This is a genomic window from Paracoccus sp. (in: a-proteobacteria) (assembly GCF_030536915.1).
In the GTDB taxonomy this organism is placed as follows: Bacteria; Pseudomonadota; Alphaproteobacteria; order Rhodobacterales; family Rhodobacteraceae; genus Paracoccus.
In genome coordinates this window covers 19274-45763 of record NZ_JAUNPC010000012.1, presented here as the reverse complement: position 1 = coordinate 45763, position 26490 = coordinate 19274, and the positions used below count along the sequence as shown (strand labels likewise).

The following is a 26490-nucleotide window of genomic DNA, read 5'->3' as shown; positions in this document are numbered from 1 at the left end:
CCGAAACCGGCATGGCGGGGCAGCCGAAGAACGTCATCATGCTGACCTCGGACGCTTACGGGGTGATGCCGCCGATCGCGCGGCTGACGCCGCAGCAGGCGATGTATCACTTCCTGTCGGGCTTCACGTCCAAGACTCCCGGGACCGAGGACGGGGTTGTGGAACCGCAGCCGACATTCTCGACCTGCTTCGGTGCGCCCTTCATGCCGCGCCGGCCCGAGGAATACGGGCGTCTGCTGGAAGAACGGATCGAGAAGTCGGGCGCTGTCTGCTGGCTGGTCAACACCGGCTGGACCGGCGGTCCGTTCGGCACCGGCTCGCGGATGCCGATCAAGGCGACCCGCGCGCTGCTGACCGCTGCGCTGGACGGATCGCTGAACAGCGTAGAGTTCCGCCGCGACCCGAACTTCGGCTTCGAGGTCCCGGTTTCGGTGCCGGGCGTCGAGGACAAGCTGCTGGACCCGCGCCAGACTTGGGCGGATGGTGCGGCTTACGACGCGCAGGCCGAGAAGCTGAAGGGGATGTTCCGCGAGAACTTCCAAAAATACGAGAACAAGGTCGATCAGGACGTCCGCGACGCGGCGATCTGATTTCGCTTCCAAGCTGATGAAAGGGCGGTTCCGAATGGAGCCGCCCTCTTCTTTTGCGTCATCGCCGGACCGGGGCACTGCCCCATCGCCGGATACGACGATCCCGGGATATTTTCACGAAGAAGAACACACAGGCGGAGCCCTGCCTTGCCGCGGAGGGACCGGCTGGCCTGCAAGGACTCGAAGAAAGTCGTCCACCTGTGCTGCTGCGCTAGTTCCCGCTGGCGCAGCTACCTGCGGGAAATCACCGCTTGCGGATGCGGCGCAGCTTGCGGGCGCGGGCCTCGCCGGCTTTGGCGTTCTGGGTGTCGCGGCGGCGGGGGGGCTTGCCGCGGCGGCCCTGCGGGCCCTTGGCGATGCTGCGGCCCTCGACCTCGACCAGTTCCAGCGTCAGTCCGCCGGTGGTCGGGACCGCCTCGGCCAGGCGCACCGTCACGCGCTGGCCGATGCCGATCACCATGCCGCTGTCGGACCCGACCAGCGTCTGGGCATCGCGGTCGAAGTGGAAATACTCGCGCCCGATCTCGCGGATGGGTAGAAGGCCGTCGGCCCCCGTCTCGTCCAGCTTGACAAAGGCGCCGAAGCGCTGGACGCCGCTGATGCGGCCGGTGAACTCGGAGCCTACGCGGTCGGCGAGGTAGGCGGCGAGGTAGCGGTCGGTCGTGTCGCGTTCTGCCGCCATGCTGCGGCGTTCGGTGTCCGAGATGTGCTGGGCGGTGTCCTCCAGCGTCTCGATGTCCTGCGCGGAGAGGCCATCCTTGCCCCAACCGTGGCCTGAGATCAGCGCGCGATGCACGATCAGGTCCGAATAGCGGCGGATGGGCGAGGTGAAATGGGCATAGTTCTTCAGCGCCAGCCCGAAGTGCCCAAGGTTTTCTGCGTTGTAATAGGCCTGCGTCATCGACCGCAGGGTACTGACGTTGATGAGTTCGTCGAAGTCGGTCCCCTGCGCCTGCGCCAGCAGGCGGTTCAACTGGCTCGTCTGCAGGACCTGCCCCTTGGCCAGCGCGAAGCCCGAGGCCTCGGCCACATCGCGCAGCGCGTTCAGCTTCTCGGGGCTGGGCTCCTCGTGGACGCGGAACAGCAGCGGGCGGCGCAGGCGGGTCAGTTCCTCGGCGGCGGCGACGTTCGCCAGCACCATGAACTCCTCGATCAGCCGGTGGGCGTCGAAGCGGTCGCGGAAGGCCACGGATTTCACCCGGCCGTCCGGGGTCAGCTCGATCCGGCGCTCGGGCAGGTCGAGGTCCAAGGGCTGGCGGCGGGCGCGGGCGGCCTTGAGCAGGTCGTAGGCCGCGAAGAGGGGCCGGATCACACTGTTCATCAGGGGCGCGGCCTGCTCGTCGGGATTGCCGTCCGCCGCCGCCTGCGCCTGTTCGTAGGACAGCGAGGCGAGGCTGTTCATCATCCCGCGGTGGAAGTCGTGTCCGATCTTGTTGCCCTGCGAATCGATCCGCATCCGCACGGCGATCACGGGGCGGTCCAACCCTTCGTGCAGCGAACACAGATCGCCCGACAGAACGTCGGGCAGCATCGGCACCACGCGGTCGGGGAAATAGGTGGAATTGCCCCGGTGCCGCGCTTCTTTATCAAGCGCGGACTGCGGGCGGACGTAATGCGCCACGTCGGCGATGGCGACCCAGAGGATCATGCCGCCTTCGTTCCTCGGGTCGTCGTCGGGCATCGCCGCCACGGCGTCGTCGTGGTCGCGGGCGTCCTCGGGGTCGATCGTGACCAAGGGCAGGTTCCGCAGATCTTCCCGCTCCTTCATGGTGGCAGGCTTTTGCGCGTCGGCCTCGGCCATCACGGCGTCGGGGAAGTCGTCGGGGATGCCGTGCTGGTGGATGGCGATCAGGCTGACCGCGCGGGGGGCCGAAGGGTCGCCCAGCCGCTCGATGATCCGCGCCTGCGGCAGGCCGATACGATTGCGGGAACTGATCTGCTCGGCCTCGACCAGTTCGCCGTCCTGCGCCTCTTGGGTGGCGTCAAGGGGGACGCGCCATTGGCGGTCCACGCCCTTGTCGATGGGGACGATCCGGCCGCCCTCGGTTTCCTTGCGGAAGATTCCGACGACGCGGTGGGGCGCCGTGCCGATCCGGCGCATCAGGCGGGCCTGATACTGGTGATCCTCGCCCTCGACCTCGGCCAGGCGGACCAGCACGCGCTCGCCCGCACCAACGGCAGGGTCGGCCTTGCGCGGGGCGTAGAGGATGCGCGGCATGGGGGCGGTGCCCTGCCATTCCAGCGGTCGCGCGAAGATGTCGCCATCCGCGTCGGGCGGCAGGATTTCCACCACGCTGACGGGGGGCAGCTTCTCGTGGTCGCGGTAATGGCGGCGGCGGCGTTCCAGCAGGCCCTCGTCCTCAAGCTCGCGCAGGATGCGCTTCAGCTCGATGCGGTCGCTGCCCTTGATGCCGAAGGCCTTGGCGATGTCGCGCTTGGCGGTGGCGTCGGGATTGTCGGCGATCCAGTCGAGGATCTGCTGGCGGGAAGGGATCTGGACCATGGTGTCACGCTATCACGCCGCTCGCGGCAGGGTTAGAGGGGAAAGCGCGCGCTTGCCTTTCGGTTTCAAGCCGTGGAAATCGGGGCCATGAATGCCGTGATCTCGCCGGGCTTCCGGCAGTTGTCCGACCGTGCCGTGATCGTGGCCTGCGACGCGGGCTACCTGCCCTATGCCTCGGTCGTTGCAAGCCAGCTTGCCGTGCCGAGGCGGGATTTCGACGTGCTGATCGGCTCGCCCGAGCCGCTGGACCTGCCGCCCGCGCTGGCGGATGCGGGCGCGGGTCATGTCGCGGCGCGGGATGCGGCGCTGGAGGCGGCGTTGCCGCTGGATGGGCGGCGCTCGGTCGCCACCTACATGGACGTCTTCCTTGCGGGCGCGCTGCGGGGGACGTGGCGGCGCATCCTCGTGCTGGACGCAGACATCCTGTTCGAGCGCGGCGATCCGGGGCGGCTGATGGCCGCTGACATGCGGGGCCGCGCCGTGGCGGCGGTGCGCGACAACCGGCAATGGCGCCAGCCCGGCAAGCGGGTGCCGGATTTCAAAAGGCTCGGCTGGCCCGCCGCACCCTATTTCAACGCGGGCGTGGTGATGGTGGACACCGAGGCCTGGACCGGACAGGACCTGCCCGCCCGCTGCGCCGCCTTTGCCCGCACGCATCTGGCGGGCCTAGGCCGCGATCAGGCGCTGCTGAACGGCGTGCTGCGCGGCGACTGGGCCGAAATGAGCCCGCTCTGGAACTGGCAGTTCACCTGGGCCTCGGCGCATCTTTCCGCCATGGCCGACCCCTGCCTTGTCCATTTCATCGGGCCGGAGAAGCCGTGGCTGAAACGGTCGGAAGGCATCGTGCCGATGCGCTGGCGCGCGCCCTATGCCGTCCTGCAGGGTGCCGAGGCGGGGCTGGACCGCCGCCACTGGCCCGACCGCCGCCGCCTGGGCCGCGCGCTTCTGCGGCAATGGCGGGCGGCGGGGCCGATGCTGGATTACCTGAACCGCTTTCCCGACGAATACGCGCTGCTCGACCCGCGCTAGGCGGCCGCACCCCGCAACGCCCGAACCCGCGCGGCAAGGTCGGCCAGATCGTCGTCGGGGATGCCCAGTTCGGCCAGATGCGCGACGGTGTTGTAAAGGTAATCCGCATTCGGTCCCCGCCCGCCGCAGGCGAGCGCGATGATCGCCGCCTGCTCGTCAAGGCTGAGGCCGCCGGCATACTGCCCATGGCCGGGCCGCATGACATAGGTCAGCCCCCGGACCCGGCGGCCATCGGCCAGCGCAAGCGGCAGCAGCGTCTCGCGGTAGGCCTGCGTCACCAGTTCGCGGGCGCGGATGGCGGCGATCACCTCGGGCCACAGCGCGTTCTCGACCCGCAGGGCAAGGCCGGTGCAGTCCTGACCCGGATGCGGTTCCAGCCCCAGGACAAGGCCGGGGCAGGCCTCGGTCCCCCGGTAGGTGACGGACCGCAGGCAGAAGCTGCGCCGCCAGCCGTCGGCTTGGGCGATGACCGATTCCGCCACCGGGAACTCGGGCGCCCACATCAATGAGCCGTAGCCGAACACCCAGAAGCCGTCATCCATCGCTTGCCCTTTCCCTCGCCTGCAGGTTAGGCGAGAGACGCATGATTTCAAGAGAGGCGCCGTGCGGACTCTGGTGATCCTGATGCTGCTGATCGGCGGGACCGTGGCCGGCGCCTGGCTGGGGGGCGAGACCTGGCTTGCGCGCAAGGCGCAGGCCATGATCGCCGAGGACCCCCGGATCGAGGCCGCCTCGGTCACGCCCCTGCGCGAGATCGACCGGATCGGCCTTGGCCTGACCGGGGTCGAGATCGCCACGCCCGCCGGCGAGGCCGTTCTGCCGGCCGTCGAGCTTTGGGCCGCGCCGACCTCGCCCACCCAGTTCCACGCGGCCCTGCCCTCTACCATGACCCTGCCCGTGATGGGCCGCCCGCTGGCGGTGACGGCGGCGGAGGCGGTGCTGTCCATGCGCGTCTCGCCGGGCAGCGACATGGCGATCAGCCGGGTGGCAGCCGCCAGCGGACCCGTGGCGATAGAGGGCCACCCCTTGCTGGAGGGCCTGGACGCGCAGGCGCAGCTGGTGGCGATGGGGGCCACCGCGCCCCGCACGGCCCGCGCGGCCTACGAGCTTGGCGGCCGACTGCGCGACCTGACGGGCATGGGCCTGCTGCCCCGTCCGCCCGCGCTGGCCGACCGCGCCATTTCCGTCGAGGGCGCCGCGCGGGTCTTCCTGACCGCGCCCTTCCGACAGGCGGCGGATGCGCCGCTGCCGGAACTGGTGGGCGTGTCGTCGGACGGCGTGACGCTGACCCTGGGCGACCAGTCGCTGCGCCTTGCGGGCACGGTCCGGGCGGGCGATGACGGCCGGGCCGAGGGCGCGGCCTTCGTCTACACCACCGACGCCCGCGCCTGGCTGCAACTCGCCGCCGATCTGGGCGCCATCCCGGCCGTTACCGTGGCGCTGGCCGATACCGCGCTGCAGCAGGCGGCCGAAATGCCCGTCGAGCTGCCCGCGGGCGTCCCCGCCCCGGCCGAGCCCGCAAAGGGCGAGCTGCGCGTGCCGCTGATCTTCCGCGACGGCAAGGCCTTCCTCGGCCCCCTGCCCCTGGGCGAGGCGCCGCTGTTCCCGGCCTAGGCGCGGTCCTTGACCGCCGCCCGGCCGAAGTCGGGGGCGGCGGTGTCCTGCCCTGCCTCGATGATGCCGCGCCGGATCGCGCGGGTGCCGGTGAAGTATTTGTGCAGATGCTCGCCATCACCCATGCGGATGGCGCGCTGCAGGACGAACAGCTCCTCGGCGAAGCGGCCGAGGATGTCGAGGGTCGCGTCCTTGTTGTGCAGGAACACGTCGCGCCACATCGTCGGGTCCGAGGCGGCGATGCGGGTGAAGTCGCGGAAGCCCGCGGCGGAATAGCGGATCACCTCGGATTCGGTGACGCGGCGCAGGTGGTCGGCGACGCCGACCACCGTATAGGCGATCAGGTGCGGCACATGGCTGGTCACGGCCAGCACGAGATCGTGGTGCGGGGCCTCCATCGTCTCGACATTGGCGCCCATTGCCCGGACCAGCGCCGAGAGTTTCCCGACCGCGGCCGGATCGCTGTCAGGCAGTGGCGTCAGCAGCCACCAGCGGTTCTGGAACAGCGTGGCGAAGCCCGAGCGGGGGCCGGAATGTTCCGTCCCGGCAAGCGGGTGGCTGGGGATGAAATGGATGCCTTGGGGGACATGGGGACCGACCGCGTCGATGACCGACTGCTTGACCGAGCCCACGTCCGTCAGGATCGCGCCGGGCGCCAGGTGCGGTGCGATCTCGGCGGCGACCTCGCCCATTGCGCCGACCGGGACGGCCAGCACGATCAGGTCCGCGCCCTTGACGGCCTCGGCGGCAGTCTCGGCCACCTCGTCCACCAGCCCGATCTCGCGCGCCGTGTCGCGCGTCTCGGGTGAGCGGGCATAGCCCACGACGCGGGCGGCAAGCCCGCCCTCGCGCATGGCCAGCGACATGGAGCCCGCGATCAGGCCGAGGCCGATCAGGGCGACACGCTGGAAGATCGGCCCGCTGCTCATCGCGCGGCCATGAACCGGCCGACGACCTGCGCCACGCGGCGGCAGGCGGCCTCGTCCCCGATGGTGATCCGCAGGCATTGCGGCAACCCGTAGCCGCCGACGCGGCGGACGATGATGCCGTCCTCGCGCAGCGCGGCATCGCAGGCGGTGGCGGTCGCCTCGTCGGCGAAGCGGGCGAGGATGAAGTTCGCGTGCGAGGGGTCCGAGGGAACCCCGTTCCGGGCGAGCGCCGCGGAAAGCCAGTCGCGCATCCGGGCGTTCTCGGCCCGCGCGTGGTCCACGTGGGATCGGTCGCGGACAGCGGCCTCGGCCCCCTCCAGCGCGACGTTCGACAGGTTGAAGGGACCGCGGATGCGGTTCAGCACGTCGATGATCTGACGCGGGCCATAGCCCCAGCCAACCCGCAAGCCACCGAGGCCGTAGATCTTCGAGAAGGTCCGCGTCATCACGACGTTGGGCAGGCGCGTCGCCAGTTCCGCCCCGCCGTCGAAGTCGGCGCTGACGTATTCAGCATAGGCCGCGTCGATCACAAGGATCGCCTGCGGCACAGCTTGGGCCAGCCGCTCAAGCTCTGCCGTCTCGATCATCGTGCCGGTCGGGTTGTTGGGGTTGGCGACGAAGACCAGCCGCGTCTGGGGCGTCGCCGCCGAGATCAGGGCGTCGATGTCGGTCGTCCGCTCGCGTTCCGGGGCCTCGACCGGGGTGGCCCCGGCCGCCAGCGCGCTGATCCGGTACATGGAAAAACCGTGTTCGGTGAACAGCACCTCGGTCCCCGGTCCGGCGTAGGACTGGCAGAGGAAATGGATGATCTCGTCCGAGCCCACGCCGCAGATGATCCGGTCGGGGTCGAGGCCGTGGACCTCGCCGATCGCCGCCCGCAGATGCGCATGGTCGGTCGGGGGGTAGCGGTGCATCGCCTGCGCCGCATGGGCCACCGCCTCGCGGGCACTCGCCGAGGGGCCGAAGGGGTTTTCGTTGGAACTGAGTTTCAGCACGTCGCTGCGGCCCGACAGCGTGGCGCTGCCGGCCTCGTACAGCGCGATCTCCATGATGCCGGGTTGGGGCGTGACCTGAAGGGGGGGCGTCTGGGTCATGGAAAGGCTCTCGGCTGTGCTGCCGGCGTCTTAGGCAAGCGGGCGCGCGATGGAAAGGGGCTGGGGACCGCGCGGCCCCTGTTGACCCTGCCCGCGCCCCCGCCGACAAGGCGGTCATGCGCCTGTCCGACTTTGACTTCGACCTGCCCGAGCGGCTGATCGCCACCCGTCCCGCCCGCCCGCGCAGTTCCGCGCGGCTGCTGGTGGCACGGGGGGACGCCATCACCGATGCCCGCGTCAGCGACCTGCCCGCGTTCCTGCGGCCCGGCGACCTGCTGGTCCTGAACGACACCCGCGTGATCCCCGCCCGCCTGACCGGCACCCGCATCCGCGATTCTGCGCAAGGCCCCGCCACCGCGCGGATCGAGGTCACGCTGCTGGAACCCGCCCCCGGCGGCCGGTGGCAGGCGCTGGCGAAACCCCTGCGCAAGCTGCGGCAGGGCGAGACCATCCGCTTCGGCGAGGCGCTGTCTGCCCGCGTCGAGGCAATCGCCGAGGCCGGGCTGACGCTGTCCTTCGATGCCGAGGGGGAAGCCTTCGACGCCGCCCTGGCGCAGGTCGGCGCGATGCCCCTGCCCCCCTATATCGCCGCGCTGCGGGCACCGGACGAACAGGACCGTACCGACTACCAGACCGTCTGGGCGGAACGCCCCGGCGCCGTCGCCGCCCCGACCGCGAGCCTGCATTTCGACGAACCCCTGCTGGCGGCGCTGGACAGGATAGGCGTCCAGCGGGTCCATGTCACGCTGCATGTCGGCGCGGGCACCTTCCTGCCGGTCAAGACCGACGACGTGAGCCAGCACAAGATGCACGCCGAGCGCGGTATCGTGACGGAGGAAGCCGCCGCCTCGATCAACGCGGCCAGGGCGGAAGGCCGGCGCGTGATTCCCGTCGGCACCACCGCCCTGCGGCTGATCGAATCGGCGGCGGATGAAGCCGGCCGCGTCCGCCCCTTCGACGGGCAGACCGACATCTTCATCCGCCCCGGCTACCGCTTCCGCGTCACCGATGGGTTGATGACGAACTTCCACCTGCCGAAATCGACGCTGATGATGCTGGTCTCGGCGCTGATGGGAACGGACCGCATCCGCGCCATCTATGCCCATGCCGTTCAGGAAAACTACAGGTTCTTCAGCTACGGCGACGCCTCGCTTCTGCTTCCCGGTGAATCATGCTGACCGTCCTGCGCTCGACCTGGCCCCTGCTGCTGGGCATCCTGATGCTGATGGTCGGCAACGGGATGCAGGGCACGCTGCTGGGCATCCGCGGGCAGATCGAGGGCATCCCGACCACCCAGATGTCCGTCGTCATGGCCGGCTATTTCGGCGGCTTCGTGCTGGGCAGCCGGATCGTGCCGGGGATGATCCAGCGCGTGGGCCATGTGCGGGTCTTCGCGGCGCTCGCCTCGCTGATCTCGGCGGTGCTGATCGTCTATGCCGCCATCCCGCACTGGATCGCCTGGGCGCTTCTGCGGCTGCTGATCGGCTTCTGCTTCTGCGGGGTCTACATCACCGCCGAAAGCTGGGTGAACGCCAGCGCCGCGAACGAGACCCGGGGGCAGGCCATGTCCACCTATTTCATCGTCCAGATGCTGGGCCTCGTCAGCGGGCAGGTGCTGATGAACGTGGGCGATCCGGGCGGCTGGATGCTGTTCGTGATCCCCTCGGTGCTGGTGTCGGTGGCATTCACCCCGATCCTGCTGGCGCAGGTCCCCGCGCCGCGGTTCGAGACCATCAAGCCGATGAGCATGCGGCAGCTTTACCGCGCCTCGCCGCTGGGCTGCGTCGGCATCTTCCTGATCGGCGGGGTCTTCGCGGCCGTGCTGGGGATGGGTGCGGTCTGGGCGGCCACCATCGGCATGTCGGTGCGCGAGATCTCGGCCTTTGTCGCGGCGATCTGGATCGGCGGGCTTTTCGCGCAATATCCCATCGGCTGGCTGTCGGACCGGCTGGACCGGCGGGTGCTGATCACGGTGCTGGCGGTCTTCGGCACGGGCGTCGCGGCGGTCGTCGCGGCAAGCGAAATCGGCATCTGGGGCTACCTGCTGGCGGCGGCGCTGGTGGGCGGGGTCGCAAACCCGATCTATGCGCTGCTGATCGCCTATACCAACGACTTCCTCGACACCGCGGACATGGCGGCGGCCTCGGCGGGGCTGCTTCTCATCAACGGGATGGGATCGGTCTTCGGGCCAATCCTGACCGGCTGGCTGATGGCCGCCATCGGGCCGGAAGGCTTCTGGGTCTATATCGCCGTCCTGCTGGGGGCGCTGAGCCTTTACGGCGGCTGGCGGATGACGCAGCGCGCCACCCCCGATGTCGACCAGAACTTTGCGGTCCTGTCACCCAGCGCCACCACCTTCGCCGTCGAGACCGCGCTGGCCGAGGCCGGCGACAGCACCCCCACATCGCAGGAGAGCACGCCATGACCACCGAAGTCACGCCGGCCGGGATCATCCGCTTCTGGATCGACGAGGTCGGGCCGAAAGGCTGGTATACCCAGAGCGACGATCTGGACCGGACGGTGCGCGACCGCTTCATGGCCGCATGGATCGACGCCCCCCAGCTGGCCGCCGAATGGTCGGGCGCGGCCGAAGGGGCGCTGGCCGCGCTGATCCTGACCGACCAGTTCCCGCGCAACATGTTCCGAAACGACGCGCGGGCCTATTCGACCGACCCGCTGGCGCTGCGCATCGCCCGCAAGGCGATCGAGGCAGGCCATGACCTCGCCACCCCGGAACCCGCACGGCAGTTCTTCTACCTGCCCTTCGAGCACAGCGAGGAGCTGCCCGACCAGCAGCGCGCCGTCGCGCTTTTCGCCGAACGGATGCCGGGCGAGAACCAGATCCATGCCGAGATCCACCGCGACACCATCGCGAAGTTCGGCCGCTTTCCCTGGCGCAACGAGGCGCTGGGCCGCATCCCCACGGAATCCGAGCGCATGGTGATGGAGGCGGGCGGCTACGGCGCGCTGGTATCCGGCAAGCTGTCGCTTGCCGATCTGCCCTGAGCCTGCAAATCTGGCGCAACGTCCCGCAGGAGGTTCCGATGGCGCAAGATTTCGACGTGGTGGTGATCGGGGCGGGCCCCGGCGGATATGTCTGCGCGATCCGCGCGGCGCAATTGGGCCTCAAGGTCGCCTGCGTCGAACGCGAGCATCTGGGCGGCATCTGCCTCAACTGGGGCTGCATCCCGACCAAGGCCATGCTGCGCTCGGCCGAGGTCTTTCACCTGATGGAACGGGCCAAAGACTTCGGGCTGAAGGCGGGCGACATCGGCTATGACCTGGACGCCGTGGTGCAACGCTCGCGCGGGGTCGCCAAGCAGTTGGCAGGCGGCGTCGGACACCTGCTGAAGAAGAACAAGGTCACGGTGCTGATGGGCGAGGCCAGGCTGACCGCCCCCGGCAAGGTTTCCGTCAAGACGGACAAGGGCGTCGAGGAACTGGCGGCCAAGTCGGTTGTGCTGGCGACCGGCGCGCGGGCGCGCGAACTGCCGGGGCTGGAGGCGGATGGCGAGTTGGTCTGGACCTACAAGCACGCGCTGGTGCCCAAGCGGATGCCGAAAAAGCTGCTGGTGATTGGCTCAGGCGCCATCGGGATCGAGTTCGCCAGCTTCTTCAACACGCTGGGCGCCGATACCACCGTGGTCGAGGTCATGGACCGCGTCCTGCCCGTCGAGGACGCCGAGATCAGCGCCTTCGCCAAGAAGCAGTTCGTCAAGCAGGGCATGAAGATCATGGAGAAATCCGCGGTCAAAAAGCTCGACCGCAAGGGCCAGACCGTGACTGCCCATATCGAGGCCGGCGGCAAGACCGAGACCCACGACTTCGACACGGTGATTTCCGCCGTCGGCATCGTGGGCAATGTCGAGGGGCTGGGGCTGGAGGAACTGGGCGTCAGGATCGACCGCACCCATGTGCTGACCGACGAATACTGCCGCACCGGGGTGGACGGCCTTTACGCCATCGGCGACGTCGCGGGCGCGCCCTGGCTGGCGCACAAGGCCAGCCACGAGGGCGTGATGGTGGCCGAACTGATCGCGGGCAAGCACGCGCATCCGGTCAAGCCCTCGGACATCCCCGGCTGCACCTATTGCCAGCCGCAGGTCGCCTCGGTCGGGCTGACCGAGGCAAAGGCGAAGGAACTGGGCCACGAGGTCCGCGTCGGCCGCTTCCCCTTCATGGGCAACGGCAAGGCCATCGCGCTGGGCGAACCCGACGGCATGGTGAAGACGGTGTTCGACGCGAAGACCGGCGAGCTTCTGGGCGCCCACATGGTCGGCGCCGAGGTGACGGAACTGATCCAGGGCTACACCGTCGGCAAGACGGCGGAACTGACCGAGGAAGACTTCATGCATACCGTCTTCCCGCATCCGACCCTGAGCGAGATGATGCATGAATCGGTGCTGGACGCCTATGGGCGGGTGATCCACTTCTGAAGTCGCCCCGCGCAAGCTGAGGTATCCCCTCGCTTGCCGCAGCATTCGTTTTGGGGGAACGTGACCCTGCGCCATCACGCAGCGCCGGCTGTCGCCGGGCTGGAATCACGATAACGGGAAAGATGCTGTCAGCCGATGTGGCCTGGAACACGCCCGCGATGATCCGGCGGCAAGACGCATCATGCAGGCAGTTCCCATCCCCTGGCGGTGCTTGCATCCGGCGGCGGCAGGATCAGGTCAGCAGGCAAGGGGCAGGCGGATGAGGCTTGCGATCCTCGCTCTGCTGGTCAGCGCTGCGCCGCTGGCGGCAGAGCCGCTCTTGCCTCCTGCGGGAGGGGCCTATGACAGCCAGTTGGGCGGCGCCTATGCGCCGCCGCCGGGCACGCGGATCGTCAGCCGCGACCGCAAGGACCCGCCCGCAACGGGGCTTTACAACATCTGCTACGTCAACGCCTTCCAGACCCAGCCAGACGAGACGGCATGGTGGCTTGCAACCCACCCCGGCCTGATCCTGCACCGGGACGGCCTGCCCGTCGAGGATCGAAACTGGCCGGGCGAGTTGCTGCTAGACACGGGCTCGGCCAGCAAGCGCAAGGCGTTGCTGGACCTCATGACTCCGTGGCTGCAGGGCTGCGCCTCTGCCGGGTATGACGCCATCGAGGCTGACAATCTCGACAGCTTCTCGCGGTCGAGCGGGCTGCTCACGACAGCCGACAACCTCGATTTCGCCCGCATGGTGAATGAACGGGCGGCTGCGCTGGGCCTTGCCTCGGGGCAGAAGAATGCGGTCGAACTGGGAACGGCGGGCCGGGCGGCGGGCTTCGGCTTTGCCATCGCCGAATCCTGCGAGGTCTATGGGGAATGTGGCAGCTATGCCGAGGTCTATGGCCCGCATGTCCTTGAGATCGAATATACCGACACGCCCCGCACGGGTTTCGAGCGCGCCTGCCGTGAACGGGGCCGGACGGGATCGGTCGTGCTGCGCGACCGGGAACTGGCTCCGGCAGGGGCGCCGGGCCATCACCACGAGACCTGCCGCTGAACCTTCGCCCCGATCTTTCGGCGGTCCGTCCACCTGGACTGCCCTCGCTGGATCGAGCGGCGGAGCCACCTGCCCTTCTTGCGGCCCCCGCGCGCTGCCGCCCGAACGACACTGCCTGCCGGCAGACAGGCCATCCACGCGCCGCCGCAAGAGGTCCAGCCGTCCTGCAAAGGGTGCGCGGCTTTCCTCTTCAGCAATGCCGCCGAAGACAGGCGATCATGCAGCTTTCCTTCAGGCCCGGGATCGCCCCCGTCTCACCCCAGCGCATAGCCTGTCCCGCGCACGGTCCGCACCGGGTTCGAGCCGCCGTTCGCCATCAGCGCCTTGCGCAGCCGACCCACATGGACGTCGATGGTGCGGCTGTCCACGTAGATGTCACGGCCCCAGACGCGGTCCAGCAGTTGCTCGCGGGTCCAGACGCGGCCGGGGCGTTCCATCAGGGTGGACAGCAGGCGGAACTCGGTCGGGCCGAGGTGCAGGGGCTGGCCAGCCCGGAAGACGCGGTGCTCGCCCGAATCGAGAAGGATGTCCTCGAAGCTGAGGCGCTCGCCCATCGTCGTGGGGCGGGTGCGGCGCAGCTGGGTGCGGACGCGGGCCATCAGTTCCACGACCGAATAAGGCTTCACCACATAGTCGTCGGCGCCGGTTTCCAGGCCGCGGACGCGGTCGCTTTCGTCCGAGCGGGCGGACAGCATGATGATGGGGATGTGGCGGGTGCCGGGATCGGCCTTGACGCGGCGGCAGATCTCGATGCCCGAGACGTTCGGCAGCATCCAGTCCAGCACCATCAGGTCGGGCGCCTCCTCGGAGACCAGCAGCATGGCCTCGTCGCCGGTCTCGGCCCCGACCACGCGGAAGCCCTCGGATTCGAGGTTGTAGGTCAGGACCTCGCGCTGGGCGCCCTCGTCTTCAACCAGAAGGACACAGGGTTGCTGGACGCTCATCTCGGACTCCTTTCGCCGCGGGGGCTGGCCCGTCAGCCCCGACGGTCGGGAATGACGGGATCGATCGGGTGGGTGGCGACGTTGTCGCCCTTGGGCCGGGGTTCGTCGGGCAATTCGCCCGACACCAGATACAGCACCTGCTCGGCGATCGAGGTGGCGTGGTCGCCCATGCGCTCGATGTTCTTGGCGATGAAATGCAGGTGCATGCAGGCGGTGATGTTGCGCGGGTCCTCCATCATGTGGGTCAGGAACTCGCGGAACAGCGCGTTGTACATCTGGTCCACTTCCAGGTCGCGCGCCCGCACGTCGGCGGCCAGCGCCGCGTCCCGCTGGACGTAGCTGTCCAAAGCGTCGCGCAGCATCTCCTCGACCGCCTCGGCCATCCGGCGCAGCGAGACGCCGCCGCCGGGGATCACCGGCATCTGCGCAAGCTGGTGCGTGCGCTTGGCGATGTTCTTGGCATAGTCGCCCACCCGTTCCAGGGCGGCCGCGATCTTGATGACCGACAGCACCAGCCGCAGGTCGGTCGCGGTCGGTGCCCGCAGCGCGATCAGCCGGGCGGCGGATTCGTTCACCTGCAGTTCAAGCTGGTCGATGGCGCGGTCGCGGCGGCGGACCTCCTCGGCCAGTTCCTCGTCACGGGTTTCCAGCGCGCGCGCGGCTTCGGAAATGGCCGCCTCGACCATGCCGCCCATCCGCATGATCTCGGCCTGGATGGACTCCAGGTCGCGGTCGAAGGCCGAAAGGATGTGCTTTTCGCTGTGCATTCCGTCCCTCCTCAACCGATCCGGCCGGTGATGTAGCTTTCCGTCCGCGGGTCGCGCGGGCGGGTGAAGATGTCGTCGGTGTCGGCGTATTCGACCAGGTTGCCCAAGTGGAAGAACGCGGTCTTCTGGCTGACCCGCGCCGCCTGCTGCATCGAATGGGTGACGATCACCACCGAATATTCCGAACACAGCTCGTCGATCAGCTCCTCGACCTGCGCGGTGGCAATGGGGTCCAGCGCCGAGCAGGGCTCGTCCATCAGCAGCACCTCGGGCGAGGTCGCGACGGCCCGCGCGATGCACAGCCGCTGCTGCTGGCCGCCTGACAGGCCGGTGCCGGTTTCCTGCAGCCGGTCCTTGACTTCGTTCCACAGGGCCGCGCCGCGCAGCGCCTTTTCCACGATCTCGTCAAGCTCGGCCCTGTTGCGCGCGAGCCCGTGGATACGCGGGCCATAGGCCACGTTGTCATAGATCGACTTGGGGAAAGGGTTGGGCTTCTGGAACACCATGCCGACGCGGGCGCGCAACTGCACCGGGTCCACGCGGCGGTCATAGATGTCCTCGCCGTCCAGCAGCATCTGCCCCTGCACGCGGGCCACGCTGATCGTGTCGTTCATCCGGTTCAGGCAGCGCAGGAAGGTGGACTTGCCGCAGCCCGAGGGGCCGATGAAGGCCGTCACGGTCTTGTCCAGGATATCGACGCTGACGTCCTTGATGGCGTGCTTGTCGCCATAATAGACCTGCACGTCCTTGCACTGGAACTTGATATCCCGGGCGTTGATGTCCACCGTTCGCTCCGCCAATCGCATGTCGTTCATGATGTGGTCCTTTGTTCCGGGACTTACCAGCGGCGCTCGAACTTGCGGCGCAGGTAGATGGCCAGCAGGTTCATCGCCAGAAGAAAGCCCAGCAGCACGATGATCGCGCCCGAGGCCCGTTCGAAGAAGGCGGGGTCCGCACGCTGGGTCCAGTTGAAGACCTGCACCGGCAGGGCCGAGGCGGGCTCGAAGAAACCTTCCGGCGGGGCCGAAGGATAGGTCGTGACAAAGGCCACCATGCCGATCAGCAGCAGCGGCGCGGTTTCCCCCAGCGCCTGCGCCAGCCCGAGGATGGTGCCGGTCAGGATGCCGGGCATTGCCAGCGGCAGGACATGGTGGAAGATCGTCTGCATCCGCGAGGCCCCCACCCCCAGCGCCGCGTCGCGGATAGAGGGCGGCACCGCCTTCAGCGCGGCGCGGGTCGAGATGATGATGGTGGGCAGCGTCATCAGCGTCAGCACCAGCCCGCCGACGATGGGCGCGGATCGCGGCAGGCCCATGAAGTTGATGAAGGCCGCAAGCCCGAGGATGCCGAAGACGATCGAGGGCACGGCGGCGAGGTTCGAGATGTTGACCTCGATCGTGTCGGTCAGCCGGTTCTTCGGCGCGAATTCCTCCAGGTAGATCGAGGCGGCGACGCCGATGGGCAGCGCCAGCACCAGCACGATCAGCATCATGTAGAAGGAGCCGATGATGGCGACCCCCAGCCCCGCCGCCTCGGCGCGCGTGTCGGAACTGTCGGTCGAGGTGATGAAGTCCCAGTTGAACCGCGTGCGCAGGTCGCCCCGTTCCTCAAGCGCCAGGGCGAGGTCGTATTGCGCGACCGAGGTCTTGGCATCGATGGCAGCGGATTCGCGGGTGACGCGGCCCTTGAACATCCCGTCCACGCGGGACGAGGTCATCGCCGGCACCTCGACCACGCTGCCGACCAGTCCGGGGTCCGCCAGCACCGCGTCGCGCAGGTCGGCGCGGGCTTGGGACGAAAAGAAGCTGGACAGGTCGCGGGCGGCCAGACCCTCGATCTCGATCCCGTTCGTCTCGACATAGGCCGCCAGCGCGTTTTCCAGCAGCTTGCCGTAGCTCATCGTCAGGACCTTCTGCATCTCGGCCGGGTCGCGGTTGCCGTTCGGATCGACGACCTCGGCCTCGATGGCGACAGGGATGCGGGCGTAGGTCTGGAAGAAGGCGCTGCTGCCGTCGCGGAAGATCGTGAACAGCAGGAACATCAGCGCGGCCATCGCCAGCAGGATGGCGGTCACGCCATAGGCGCGGAACCGTCGTTCGGCGGCGTTGCGGCGCTTGGTGCGCGCGTCCTCGACCAGCAGCGACTTGCGCGGCTTCGCGGGCGCGGGATTCACCGGCCGGGGCGGCTGCGTGGCGGCGTCGGTCATTCGTACTGCTCCCGGTATTTCCGCACGATGTAAAGCGCGAGCACGTTCAGCCCCAGCGTCATGACGAACAGCGTCAGGCCAAGGGCAAAGGCCACCAGCGTCTCGGGGCTGGCGAAGTCGTTGTCGCCGGTCAGCTGGCCCACGATCTTGACGGTGATGGTGGTCATCGCCTCGAAGGGGTTGCCGCTGATCCTGGCCATGGCACCCGCGCCCAGAACCACGATCATGGTCTCGCCGATGGCGCGCGAGGTGGCCAGAAGGACGGCGCCCACGATGCCGGGCAAGGCCGCGGGCAGAACCACCTGCCGGATGGTTTCCGAGGGCGTCGAGCCCATCGCAAGGCTGCCGTCGCGCAGCGACTGCGGCACCGCGTTGATGATGTCGTCCGACAGCGAACTGACGAAGGGGATGAGCATCATCCCCATGACAAGGCCCGCCGTCATCACCGAGGAGCCGCTGGACCCCAACCCCAGCGGCTGGGCAATCCAGTCGCGCAGCAGCGGGCCGACCGTCACCAGCGCGAAAAGGCCGTAGACGATGGTCGGGATGCCCGCCAGAACCTCGATCAGCGGTTTCACAAAGGACCGCACGCGGGGCGTCGCGTATTCCGACATGTAGATCGCGGCGAACAGCCCGACCGGCACCGCGACCAGCAGTGCGATGAACGAGATGTAGAGCGTGCCCCACAGCAGCGGCAGCATCCCGAGCCTTGATCCCCCGCCGAAGCTGGGCGTCCATTCGGTCCCGAAGAAGAAGTCCTGCCAGGGATACATCTGGAAGAAGCGGGCCGATTCGAAGACCAGCGACAGCACGATCCCGACGGTCGTGGCGATGGCGATCAGCGAGCAGGTGATCAGGATGCCGCGGACGATCTGCTCGACCACGTTGCGGGCTCGGAACTCGGGCGCGACGCGCGACAGCGAGAAGGCAAACCCCGCCAGCGCAAGGGCCACGGCGGCCCACATCAGCCAGCCGGGCGCATCAAGGAAGCGCGTCACCGCCAGCAGCAGCAGCGCAGGCAGCGCGGTGAACAGCACGACGTTCCAGCCGTGATAGGTCGGCCGCGAATGCAGGACGCGGGTGTTGCCCCCGACCATGCGGATCGAGCGGCTTCGTCCCAGCAGGAAGCCTGCTGTGGCCAGGGCAAGGACGGCGATCATTATCCAGAAGGGCGGCATCGGACCTCGGGCACGCGGCGAAAAACCGGCTGAACAGCCGTGATGATCGTGAAGGGGAAAGGCCGTTTCCGGCCCTTCCGCAAGGCTTCAGGCGAGGCTCAGTTCGCGGCCATCACCGTTTCGTCGGCGACCGCCTGCTGGACGATGGCCAGTTCCGGGTCCGGCACCAGGCCGTATTCGGACAGCGGGCCGCCGGGACCGGCGATGGCGTCGGCGACGAAGAACTCGGCATATTCCTTCAGGCCGGGAATCACCCCGATGTGGCCCTTCTTGACGTAGAAGAACAGCGGGCGCGACACCGGATATTCGCCCGAGGCGACGGTTTCGACCGAGGGGGCGACGCCGTTGATGGTGGCGACCTTCAGCTTGTCGGTGTTGTTTTCATAGAAGGACAGGCCGAAGATGCCGATGCCGTTGGGGTTGCTGCCGATGCGGGCCAGCGTTTCGGTATAGTCGCCGTCGATGTCGACCGAGCGGCCATCGGTGCGCAGGGCGACGCAGGCTTCCTCGGCGGTGTCCTCGTCGGACATGGCGGTCATCGCCTCCAGCGCACCCGATTCCTCGCAGCCGGCAGCCATGACCTTTTCCTCGAAGACCTCGCGGGTGCCGTGCTTGGTGCCGGGGACATAGACGGTGATTTCCTGCGCGGGCAGCGCGGGGTTCACGTCGGCCCAGGTGGCGGCGGGGTTGGCGGCCATCTGGCCGTCGACAACGACCTGGGCGGCCAGCGCCTTGTAGACATCGGCAGGCGTCAGCACGAAGTCCGGGCCACCGATCGCCGAGGCGAAGACGATGCCGTCATAGCCGAACTGCACTTCCATGATGTCGGTGACGCCGTTCGCCTGGCATTCGGCCAGTTCGGCCTCGCGGATCGGGCGCGAGGCATTGGCGATGTCCAGGGTGTTCTCGCCCACGCCGGCGCAGAACTGCTTGAGGCCCGCGCCGGTGCCGCCGCCCTCGACCACGGGGGCGGTGAAATCCATGTTCTCGGCGAAGGCTTCGGCCACGATGGTCGAATAGGGCAGGACGGTGGATGAACCCGCGACCTGGATCTGGTCGCGTGCGGCGGCCGCCGTGGCCGAGACGGCCAGGATGGCCAGGGCCGAGGCAGAGAATTTCATGGTGTTCATTGGCAGCTCCTGCGGTATGGGCCCTCAAGGCCTGCATCCGGTTAGACCCGCTTCATGTCATTCATGTGACAGAAATGCGGCAGCGGCGTGAAGCGCCCATGCGCCGGACGCATGACGGACGCGATCAGCCGCTACCCCGTCCGTCGAAAACGAAAGGGACCGGCGTTTCCGCCGATCCCCAAACATGCCGGTCATGCGGCCCGAGGGTGGCCGGTCGCGGCGTCACTGGGTAAGACGCTCGATCTCCTCCTTCAACCGCAGCTTCTCCTTCTTCATGGTCGAGATGCTGAGGTCGTCCGTCCCGGGCGCCCGCTGGGCGCGTTCGACTTGGTCCGAGAGAGACTGGTGCTTCCTGCGCAGTTCCGCGACATGCGACTGAACCGACATTCCGAATACTCCTTCTCTGGTGTCGAGAAGGGCAGTCCAGCATGATTCGCCTGTCCTGTCACGCCGCTCATGAAGGTTTGATGTCGATGGCGGCCCCATGTCGCAGCACCGCCTGCGCGGCAGGCGTCAGGTCCTCTGCGTCCCGCTCATGCACCGGTTTTTCATGCAGCACGAAGGGCGGGCACAGCCGCAGCGGCCCCCGCGCGCCCTTGCAGGCGGCGACGATCACGCGCCCCGCGTCGCGGCCCTGCCGCGCGGCGATGGGCAGGACAAAGGCCGCCCCGGCCCGGCCAGAGAGGGCGATGAGAATCCGATCCAGCGCCTCGGCCCGGTGGATCAGCGTCAGCCGTCCGCCGGGAACCAGCCGGCGCAGGCCCGCGTCGATCCATGCCTCGAGCGGCGTGTCCTCGTGCCGGGCCTGCGCGCGGCCATCGTGGGCGGCGGGGGTGCCGGTGGCAAAGAAGGGCGGGTTGGCGATGACATGGTGAAAGGCCTCGGCCCGCAATCCGGCGGTCATCCGGGCAAGATCGCCGCCGAGGATGCGGGCAGGGATGCCGGTCGCGGCCGCATTGTGCCGCGCGAGGTCGGCCAGTTCCGCCTGCCGTTCCAGCCCCGTCAGGTCCAGTCCCGGCACCCGCGCGCCCAGGCAGAAAAGCGCGACCCCTGCCCCGCAGCCAAGCTCCAGCACGCGCTGGCCCGCCTGCGCCGGGCAGGCGGCGGCCAGCATCACCGCATCCGCACCCGCGCGATAGCCACGCGCGGGCTGGCGCAGCACCAGCCGCCCGCCCAGGAAGGCGTCGTCGCGGGTCATCCGATCCCGTGATCGCGCAGGATCGCCCTGGCTATGAAATGGTCGCGGTCGGCCACCATCAGCCGGCGCGGCAGGATGCCGATCGAGCCTTCCAGCACGCTCATGTGCTGGTCGAACTGGAAGGCGGTGATTCCCTCGGCCGCCAGCAGGCCCTCGGCACGGGTGATGGTCAGGGGATCGGTGGTGCGCAGGACTTCCTTCATCGGCGCCACGCTATGGCGCGGTTGCGAAACTGTCCACGACATGGCAAGGGGCGCGACGAAAAGGGGTGCTCTCATGGGTGTGAACGAAACCGTGGCGAAACCGCTGGACCGCCTGGCCGCGCTGCTGGCCGAGGACATGGGGGCGGTGGACGCCCTGATCCGCCGCCGGATGGAAAGCCGCCACGCCCCGCGCATCCCCGAGGTCACCGCCCACCTCGTCGGCGCCGGCGGCAAGCGGCTGCGGCCCCTGCTGACCATCGCCGCCGCCCGGCTGCTGGGCTATCAGGGCACGCATCACCAGTTGCTCGCCGCCACGGTCGAGTTCATCCACACCGCCACCCTGCTGCATGACGACGTGGTGGATGAAAGCCGCCAACGCCGGGGCCGCCCGACCGCGAACCTGCTGTGGGACAACAAGTCCAGCGTGCTGGTCGGCGATTACCTTTTCGCCCGCAGCTTCCAGTTGATGACCGAGACCGGCAACATGCGGGTCATGTCCATCCTGTCCAACGCCTCGGCCGTGATCGCCGAGGGCGAGGTGCTGCAACTGACCGCGGCGCAGGACCTGAAGACCGACGAGGACATCTACCTGCAGGTCGTCCGCGGCAAGACCGCCGCGCTGTTTTCCGCCGCGACCGAGGTAGGCGGCGTGATCGCGGGGGGCACCGAGGCGCATGTACAGGCGCTTTACGATTACGGCGATGCGCTGGGGATCGCCTTCCAGATCGTCGACGACATCCTCGATTACAGCGGCACGGCCGAGGTCATCGGCAAGAACGTGGGCGACGACTTCCGCGAGCGCAAGCTGACGCTGCCCGTCATCAAGGCGGTGGCGCAGGCGGATACCGAGGAGCGCGCCTTCTGGCAGCGCACCATCGAGAAGGGCGACCAGTGCGACGGCGACCTTGAACAGGCGCTGGCGATTCTGGCCCGCCACGGCGCCATCGAGGTCTCGCGGGCCGATGCGCTGGACTGGGCCGCACGCGGGCGCAAGGCGCTGCAGGCGCTGCCGGAGGGAGAGATCCGCGGGCTGCTGGCCGAGCTTGCGGATTTCGTCGTCGCGCGGGTGGCGTAAGGCAAGACCGGGGCTCTGCCCCATCTCGTATACGACGATCCCGGGATATTTCCAGCCGAAAGACAGACACATCTGATTGCTGCATCTGCCATGAAAAAGGCCCGGCGCGATGCCGGGCCTTCCTGCTCTGGGCTTCTGCCTCAGTTATAGGCGTTCTCGCCATGGGTCGTCAGGTCGAGGCCCTGCCGCTCGTCACTGACCGAGACGCGCAGGCCGATGGTCATGCGGATCAGGTGGGCGGCGGCAAAGGACACGATGCCAGACCAGGCGATGCAGATGATGACGCCCAGCGCCTGCACCCAGACCTGCGGACCCATCGCATAGCCGTCGAGGCCGGTGCCGCCCAGCGAGGGCGCGACGAAGACGCCCGTCAGGATGGCGCCGACGATGCCGCCCACGCCGTGGATGCCGAAGACGTCGAGGCTGTCGTCCACGCCGATGCGCCGCTTGAGCGAGACCACCACCCAGAGGCAGGCCAGCCCCGCCACGATCCCGATCGCGATGGCGCCCATCGGCCCGACGAAGCCCGCCGCCGGGGTGATCCCGACCAGCCCGGCGATGGCGCCCGAGACCCCGCCCAGCAGCGAGGGATGGCCGCGCATCGCCCACTCGCCCCCGGCCCAGGCCAGCGCCGCCGCCGAGGTCGCCACGACCGTGTTGATGATGGCCAGCGCCGTCAGGCCGTTGGCTTCGAGGTTGGACCCTGCGTTGAAGCCGAACCAGCCGATCCACAGCAGGCAGCCGCCGATCATCGTCATGGACAGGTTGTGCGGCGCCATCGGCTCGCGCCCGTAGCCGAGGCGGGGACCCGCGACCATCGCGGCGACCAGCCCTGCCACGCCCGCGTTGATGTGGATGACGGTGCCGCCCGCGAAGTCCAGCGCGCCATGGGCGAACAGGTAGCCGCCGCTCCACCAGACCATGTGGGCCATCGGCAGGTAGGACAGCAGGAACCAGATCGTGACAAAGGTGAGGATGGCGGGGAACTTCAGCCGCTCGGCCGTGGCCCCGACGATCAGCGCGGGCGCGATGCAGGCAAAGGCCATCTGGAAGGCCACAAAGGCGTATTCCGGGATCTGGACGCCCGCCGTGAAGGTATCGACCAGCGAATCCGGGGTGACGCCGCCCAGGAACGCCTTGCCCAGACCGCCGATGAAGGGGGTCAGCGGGCCTGCCGCATCGCCCTCGGACCCGGTGAAGGCCAGCGAGTAGCCGACGACGACCCAGAGGATCGACATGATCGCGAAGACCGACAGCACCTGCATCAGCACCGACAGCACGTTGCGCGACCTGACCAGCCCGCCGTAGAAAAGCGCCAGTCCCGGCAGGGTCATCATCATCACCAGCACCGCCGAGATCATCACCCAGGCCGCGTCGCCCTTGTCCATCACGGGCGCAGGCGCCTCGGGCGCGACCTGCGCCAAGGCAGGCATCGCGCCGGCGACCAGGAAGGCCAGCGCCGTCGCCAGCGCCGTGCCGGCAGTGGCTGGCTTGCGGAAGGTCCTTGTTCCATGGCCCGCAGACTGCGCGCTCGAAGGGGGTAAGATCTGGCTCATCGGCATGTCCTCGTCGTTTGCGGCAGGCCCTTGCGCCGGCCCGCCCATGGGCCCGATCACGCGGCAACTGCCCGTTCCGCGTCCAGCAGCAGGCGGATTGCAGCCGGCATCAGGCAGGTTTTGCGCGGCCTTGCGGCAAATTCCGGGAAAAATGCGCGATAAAAGGGCAGGTCACGTCTGGGTGCGCAGCCCCAAGTGCCGTGTTCTCAAGCAAGGCCAACTGCTATATGTGGGCGGACGAAAAGGCCGGGGAACGGCCCATTGGATGCAGGCATGAAGAAACCCGACAAGCCCCGGCGCCTTGCCGCCGACCGGCGCTATGCCGCCCCTTCCGACGCGCAGGCGCCCTCGGGCGGCGGGCTGCCGCCGCAGCAGGCGCAGCGCCGCGCGCCGCCCAAGCCCAACCGTCCGCCCCGGCGCGGGAACTTCGTCACGCGCGGTGTGACCGGCACGGTGTCGCTGTTCTGGCGCGTCGCCTGGGGCTCGTTCTGGCGGACGGGGGCGACTCTGGCGCTGATCCTCGGCCTTGCGGTCGCCTATTACTATTCCACCCTGCCCGCCCCGCAGGCGCTGTTCGACGGACGCGCGCGCGGATCGGTCACGATGCTGGACCGCGACGGCCGCGTCTTTGCCTGGCGCGGGGAAACCTACAACACCACCAACGCCGACCAGATCGCGCCAGTGCTGCGCAACGCCGTGGTCGCGACCGAGGACAAGCGCTTCTACGGCCACCTGGGCGTCGACCCGCGCGGCATCGCTAGCGCCATCAAGATCAACATGGCCGAGGGCCGCGGCCCGCTGGAAGGCAACGGCGGGTCCACCATCACCCAGCAGGTGTCGAAGCTTTTGTGCCTGGGCGAGGGCTTCGACCCCATCAAGTGGAAGTCCGAGGCCGAATACGAGGCCGACTGCCGCAAGTCCTCGCTGTGGCGCAAGGTGAAGGAGATCCCCTACAGCCTCGCGATGGAGGCCCGGTATTCCAAGGACGACATCCTCAACATCTACATGAACCGCAGCTACCTGGGCGCCGGCGCCCGCGGCTTCGAGGCCGCGGCGCAGCGCTATTTCGGCAAGTCCGCGGCCGAGGTGAACGCGGCCGAGGCGGCGATGCTGGCCGGCCTGCTAAAGGCGCCCAGCTATTTCGCGCCCACCTCGAACCTTCAGCGTTCGCAGGACCGGGCGAACCTGATCCTCGGGCTGATGCACGAGCAGGGTTATCTGGACGACGCGCAACTGGCCGAGGCCCGCGCGAATCCCGCCGTCCTGTCGCGCGCGGCGGCGGCCCGCGCAGGCGGCTATTTCGCCGACTGGGTGATGGAATCCGGCCCCGGATTCCTGACCTCGGAAACGACCGAGGACGTGACTATCACCACCACCTTCGACCAGACCGTGCAGCGGCAGGCCGAAAGGGCGCTGCAGCGCATCTTCGACGAGAAGGTGAAGGACGGGTCCAAGGCGCAGGCGGCGGTGGTGGTGATGTCGGCCGACGGCGCGGTGCGGGCGATGCTCGGCGGACGCGAGACGAATACGGTCGGCACCTTCAACCGTGCCACGCAGGCCAAGCGGCAGACAGGTTCGGCCTTCAAGCCCTTCGTTTTCGCGGCGGCTCTGGACCAGGGCTATTCGCCCAACGACACCATCCTCGACGCGCCGATCACGATCCACATCAAGGGTTCGAAGCCCTGGACGCCCAAGAACTACACCCGCAACCACATGGGCGAGATCACCCTGACGACGGCCTTCTCGAAGTCGATCAACACCTCGACCATCCGCCTGCAGGAAGCCGTGGGCCGCGACAACGTCCGCCGGGTGGCGCGGGACTTCGGCCTCGCCAGCGACATCATGGCCAGCCCCTCGATGGGCTTGGGCGTTGCCGAAACCACGCTGCTGGAGATGACCGGCGCCTATGCGGGCATCCGCAATGGCGGCACGGCGGTGCGCCCCTACGGGCTGGTCGAGCTGCGGATCAAGGGCGATGACAAGCCGCTGATCGGGCAGGTCGGGGGCATGGGGCAGCGCGTCATCTCGCCCAAGGCCGCGTCCGAGCTGATCTGGATGATGCAGCAGGTGGTCGAAAACGGCACCGGCGGGCGGGCGAAGCTGCCGGGGCGCGAGGTCGGGGGCAAGACCGGGACGACCTCGTCCTATCGGGATGCCTGGTTCATCGGCTTCACCGAGCAATATGTGACCGGCGTCTGGATGGGCTATGACGACAACACGCCGCTGCAGGGCGTGACTGGCGGCGGCCTGCCGGCCGAGATCTGGCAGGCGGTGATGGCCGAGATCCACGAGGGCCTGCCCGCCAAGCCGCTGGGCGTGATCGCGCCGGACGCGGCGGGCAACCTGATCGTGGCGGGGGACATCGTGTCGGCCGATGCCGACGACCCGCTGGCCGCCGCGTTGGCGCAGGCAGTGGCGGCGGCGCAGCCGGTGGACGGCCGCGTGGCCGATGTGGCCCTGCCCAGCGATGCGACGGGGATGCCGGTCGATGCCGCGCCGATCGTCACGACCTCGCCCGACGGCAGCGTGGACCCGCTGGCCGCGGCCCTCGCCGAGGCGATGGGACAGCCCGAACCCGCACCCGAGCCGGTGTTCTTCGCCGAACCCGCGCCTTCGGCACCGCCGCCTGCCCCGGTTCCGGCCCCCGTGCCGGTCCGGTCCGGCCCGATCACCGAAGCGGGGGACAACCCGGCCCCGCCCTCCGAGCCTGCCCCTTCGCCGCCGCCGCGCACCGCGGCCGCGACGATCAGCAGTTCGGACCGGCCAAGCGGCGCCCCTGGCAATGTCGCCATGGAGGCCGCGGTCGCGGAAGCAGGCGCCACGCTGCCCGCCCCTGCCGATCTGGCAAGCGACGCATCGGCCGACGATGCGCTGATGCAGGCGCTGCGCGGCATTCCCGGCCTGAACTGATCCGGTCCCTGCAGATGAAAAAGATGGGATGATTGGGGGCTGCCCCGTCCGTTCCGCGGCGGGGTGACAGGCCATCGGTTATCCGG

The 26490-nt window shown here is 68.7% G+C and carries 24 protein-coding genes; 10 read left to right on the top strand and 14 right to left on the bottom strand.

The genetic code is table 11. The features are described from left to right. The coding region (locus Q4F04_RS03920) for a phosphoenolpyruvate carboxykinase (ATP) (protein WP_303368521.1) at window positions 1-590 on the top strand (590 nt) is incomplete at its 5' end. Window positions 591-834: 244 nt separating this feature from the next. Here Q4F04_RS03920 and rnr read toward each other — a convergent pair. Then, window positions 835-3093: a ribonuclease R gene (rnr, locus tag Q4F04_RS03915; RefSeq protein WP_303368520.1), complete on the bottom strand. Its 2259-nt coding sequence runs from the start codon at window positions 3091-3093 to the stop codon at window positions 835-837. 87 nt (window positions 3094-3180) lie between these two features. Here rnr and Q4F04_RS03910 point away from each other — a divergent pair, with 87 nt between their 5' ends. Next, window positions 3181-4122: a glycosyltransferase gene (locus Q4F04_RS03910; RefSeq protein WP_303368519.1), complete on the top strand. Its 942-nt coding sequence runs from the start codon at window positions 3181-3183 to the stop codon at window positions 4120-4122. On the opposite strand, the gene Q4F04_RS03905 is transcribed toward Q4F04_RS03910, so the two are convergent. Next, window positions 4119-4664, bottom strand: a complete 546-nt coding sequence (locus tag Q4F04_RS03905; protein ID WP_303368518.1) for a gamma-glutamylcyclotransferase — start codon at window positions 4662-4664, stop codon at window positions 4119-4121. The genes Q4F04_RS03910 and Q4F04_RS03905 overlap by 4 nt on opposite strands. Before the next feature lie 61 nt (window positions 4665-4725). Here Q4F04_RS03905 and Q4F04_RS03900 point away from each other — a divergent pair, with 61 nt between their 5' ends. Further along, on the top strand, window positions 4726-5736 hold the full coding sequence (locus tag Q4F04_RS03900) for a DUF2125 domain-containing protein (protein ID WP_303368517.1): 1011 nt from the start codon (window positions 4726-4728) through the stop codon (window positions 5734-5736). Here Q4F04_RS03900 and Q4F04_RS03895 read toward each other — a convergent pair. After that, window positions 5733-6665, bottom strand: coding sequence for a prephenate/arogenate dehydrogenase family protein (locus Q4F04_RS03895; protein WP_303368516.1), 933 nt, complete (start codon window positions 6663-6665; stop codon window positions 5733-5735). The two genes, Q4F04_RS03900 and Q4F04_RS03895, sit on opposite strands and share 4 nt — an antisense overlap. After that, window positions 6662-7759: a histidinol-phosphate transaminase gene (gene hisC / locus Q4F04_RS03890; RefSeq protein ID WP_303368515.1), complete on the bottom strand. Its 1098-nt coding sequence runs from the start codon at window positions 7757-7759 to the stop codon at window positions 6662-6664. The genes Q4F04_RS03895 and hisC overlap by 4 nt, the downstream gene beginning before the upstream one ends. A 116-nt stretch (window positions 7760-7875) precedes the next feature. Between hisC and queA the strand changes: the two genes are divergently transcribed. The 5 genes from queA to Q4F04_RS03865 all read left to right on the top strand — a co-directional run bounded on the left by queA (window position 7876) and on the right by Q4F04_RS03865 (window position 13237). Further along, window positions 7876-8937: a tRNA preQ1(34) S-adenosylmethionine ribosyltransferase-isomerase QueA gene (gene queA, locus Q4F04_RS03885; protein WP_303368514.1), complete on the top strand. Its 1062-nt coding sequence runs from the start codon at window positions 7876-7878 to the stop codon at window positions 8935-8937. Then, the gene (locus tag Q4F04_RS03880; RefSeq protein ID WP_303368513.1) at window positions 8931-10184 is read left to right on the top strand and encodes an MFS transporter; all 1254 of its coding nucleotides are present in this window, start codon (window positions 8931-8933) and stop codon (window positions 10182-10184) included. The genes queA and Q4F04_RS03880 overlap by 7 nt, the downstream gene beginning before the upstream one ends. Beyond that, window positions 10181-10765 (top strand): DUF924 family protein, encoded by a 585-nt coding sequence (locus Q4F04_RS03875; protein ID WP_303368512.1) that lies wholly within the window; start codon window positions 10181-10183, stop codon window positions 10763-10765. The genes Q4F04_RS03880 and Q4F04_RS03875 overlap by 4 nt, the downstream gene beginning before the upstream one ends. Window positions 10766-10803: 38 nt before the next feature. Continuing rightward, complete coding sequence (gene lpdA, locus Q4F04_RS03870; RefSeq protein ID WP_303368511.1) at window positions 10804-12195, top strand: dihydrolipoyl dehydrogenase; 1392 nt, start codon at window positions 10804-10806, stop codon at window positions 12193-12195. 259 nt (window positions 12196-12454) lie between these two features. Beyond that, on the top strand, window positions 12455-13237 hold the full coding sequence (locus Q4F04_RS03865) for an endo alpha-1,4 polygalactosaminidase (RefSeq protein WP_303368510.1): 783 nt from the start codon (window positions 12455-12457) through the stop codon (window positions 13235-13237). A 254-nt stretch (window positions 13238-13491) separates the two neighbouring features. On the opposite strand, the gene phoB is transcribed toward Q4F04_RS03865, so the two are convergent. The 9 genes from phoB to Q4F04_RS03820 all read right to left on the bottom strand — a co-directional run bounded on the left by phoB (window position 13492) and on the right by Q4F04_RS03820 (window position 20863). Beyond that, window positions 13492-14181: a phosphate regulon transcriptional regulator PhoB gene (gene phoB / locus Q4F04_RS03860; protein ID WP_303368509.1), complete on the bottom strand. Its 690-nt coding sequence runs from the start codon at window positions 14179-14181 to the stop codon at window positions 13492-13494. Window positions 14182-14213: 32 nt separating this feature from the next. Beyond that, window positions 14214-14948: a phosphate signaling complex protein PhoU gene (gene phoU / locus Q4F04_RS03855; protein WP_303368508.1), complete on the bottom strand. Its 735-nt coding sequence runs from the start codon at window positions 14946-14948 to the stop codon at window positions 14214-14216. Between the two features lie 11 nt (window positions 14949-14959). Continuing rightward, window positions 14960-15763: a phosphate ABC transporter ATP-binding protein PstB gene (gene pstB / locus Q4F04_RS03850; RefSeq protein WP_303368507.1), complete on the bottom strand. Its 804-nt coding sequence runs from the start codon at window positions 15761-15763 to the stop codon at window positions 14960-14962. A 23-nt stretch (window positions 15764-15786) separates the two neighbouring features. Continuing rightward, a complete protein-coding gene (pstA, locus tag Q4F04_RS03845; RefSeq protein ID WP_303368506.1) occupies window positions 15787-17154 on the bottom strand; it encodes a phosphate ABC transporter permease PstA in 1368 nt (455 codons plus the stop codon). Beyond that, window positions 17151-18332: a phosphate ABC transporter permease subunit PstC gene (gene pstC, locus Q4F04_RS03840; RefSeq protein ID WP_303368505.1), complete on the bottom strand. Its 1182-nt coding sequence runs from the start codon at window positions 18330-18332 to the stop codon at window positions 17151-17153. Before pstC ends, pstA begins: the two co-directional genes overlap by 4 nt. Before the next feature lie 98 nt (window positions 18333-18430). Further along, window positions 18431-19462: a substrate-binding domain-containing protein gene (locus Q4F04_RS03835; RefSeq protein WP_303368504.1), complete on the bottom strand. Its 1032-nt coding sequence runs from the start codon at window positions 19460-19462 to the stop codon at window positions 18431-18433. 222 nt (window positions 19463-19684) lie between these two features. Further along, window positions 19685-19849 carry a YdcH family protein gene (locus Q4F04_RS03830; protein ID WP_303368503.1) on the bottom strand — a complete coding sequence of 55 codons (165 nt, stop codon included), beginning with the start codon at window positions 19847-19849 and terminating at the stop codon, window positions 19685-19687. A gap of 67 nt (window positions 19850-19916) precedes the next feature. Continuing rightward, a complete protein-coding gene (locus Q4F04_RS03825; protein WP_303368502.1) occupies window positions 19917-20660 on the bottom strand; it encodes a tRNA1(Val) (adenine(37)-N6)-methyltransferase in 744 nt (247 codons plus the stop codon). Beyond that, window positions 20657-20863 (bottom strand): DUF2007 domain-containing protein, encoded by a 207-nt coding sequence (locus Q4F04_RS03820; RefSeq protein WP_303368501.1) that lies wholly within the window; start codon window positions 20861-20863, stop codon window positions 20657-20659. Before Q4F04_RS03820 ends, Q4F04_RS03825 begins: the two co-directional genes overlap by 4 nt. A gap of 73 nt (window positions 20864-20936) precedes the next feature. Here Q4F04_RS03820 and Q4F04_RS03815 point away from each other — a divergent pair, with 73 nt between their 5' ends. After that, on the top strand, window positions 20937-21938 hold the full coding sequence (locus Q4F04_RS03815; protein WP_303368500.1) for a polyprenyl synthetase family protein: 1002 nt from the start codon (window positions 20937-20939) through the stop codon (window positions 21936-21938). A 140-nt stretch (window positions 21939-22078) separates the two neighbouring features. Here the strand turns inward: Q4F04_RS03815 and Q4F04_RS03810 are convergent, their stop codons facing one another. Then, window positions 22079-23371: an ammonium transporter gene (locus tag Q4F04_RS03810; protein WP_303368524.1), complete on the bottom strand. Its 1293-nt coding sequence runs from the start codon at window positions 23369-23371 to the stop codon at window positions 22079-22081. A 396-nt stretch (window positions 23372-23767) separates the two neighbouring features. Here Q4F04_RS03810 and Q4F04_RS03805 point away from each other — a divergent pair, with 396 nt between their 5' ends. Next, window positions 23768-26404 carry a transglycosylase domain-containing protein gene (locus tag Q4F04_RS03805; RefSeq protein WP_303368499.1) on the top strand — a complete coding sequence of 879 codons (2637 nt, stop codon included), beginning with the start codon at window positions 23768-23770 and terminating at the stop codon, window positions 26402-26404. Window positions 26405-26490: the final 86 nt, after the last annotated feature.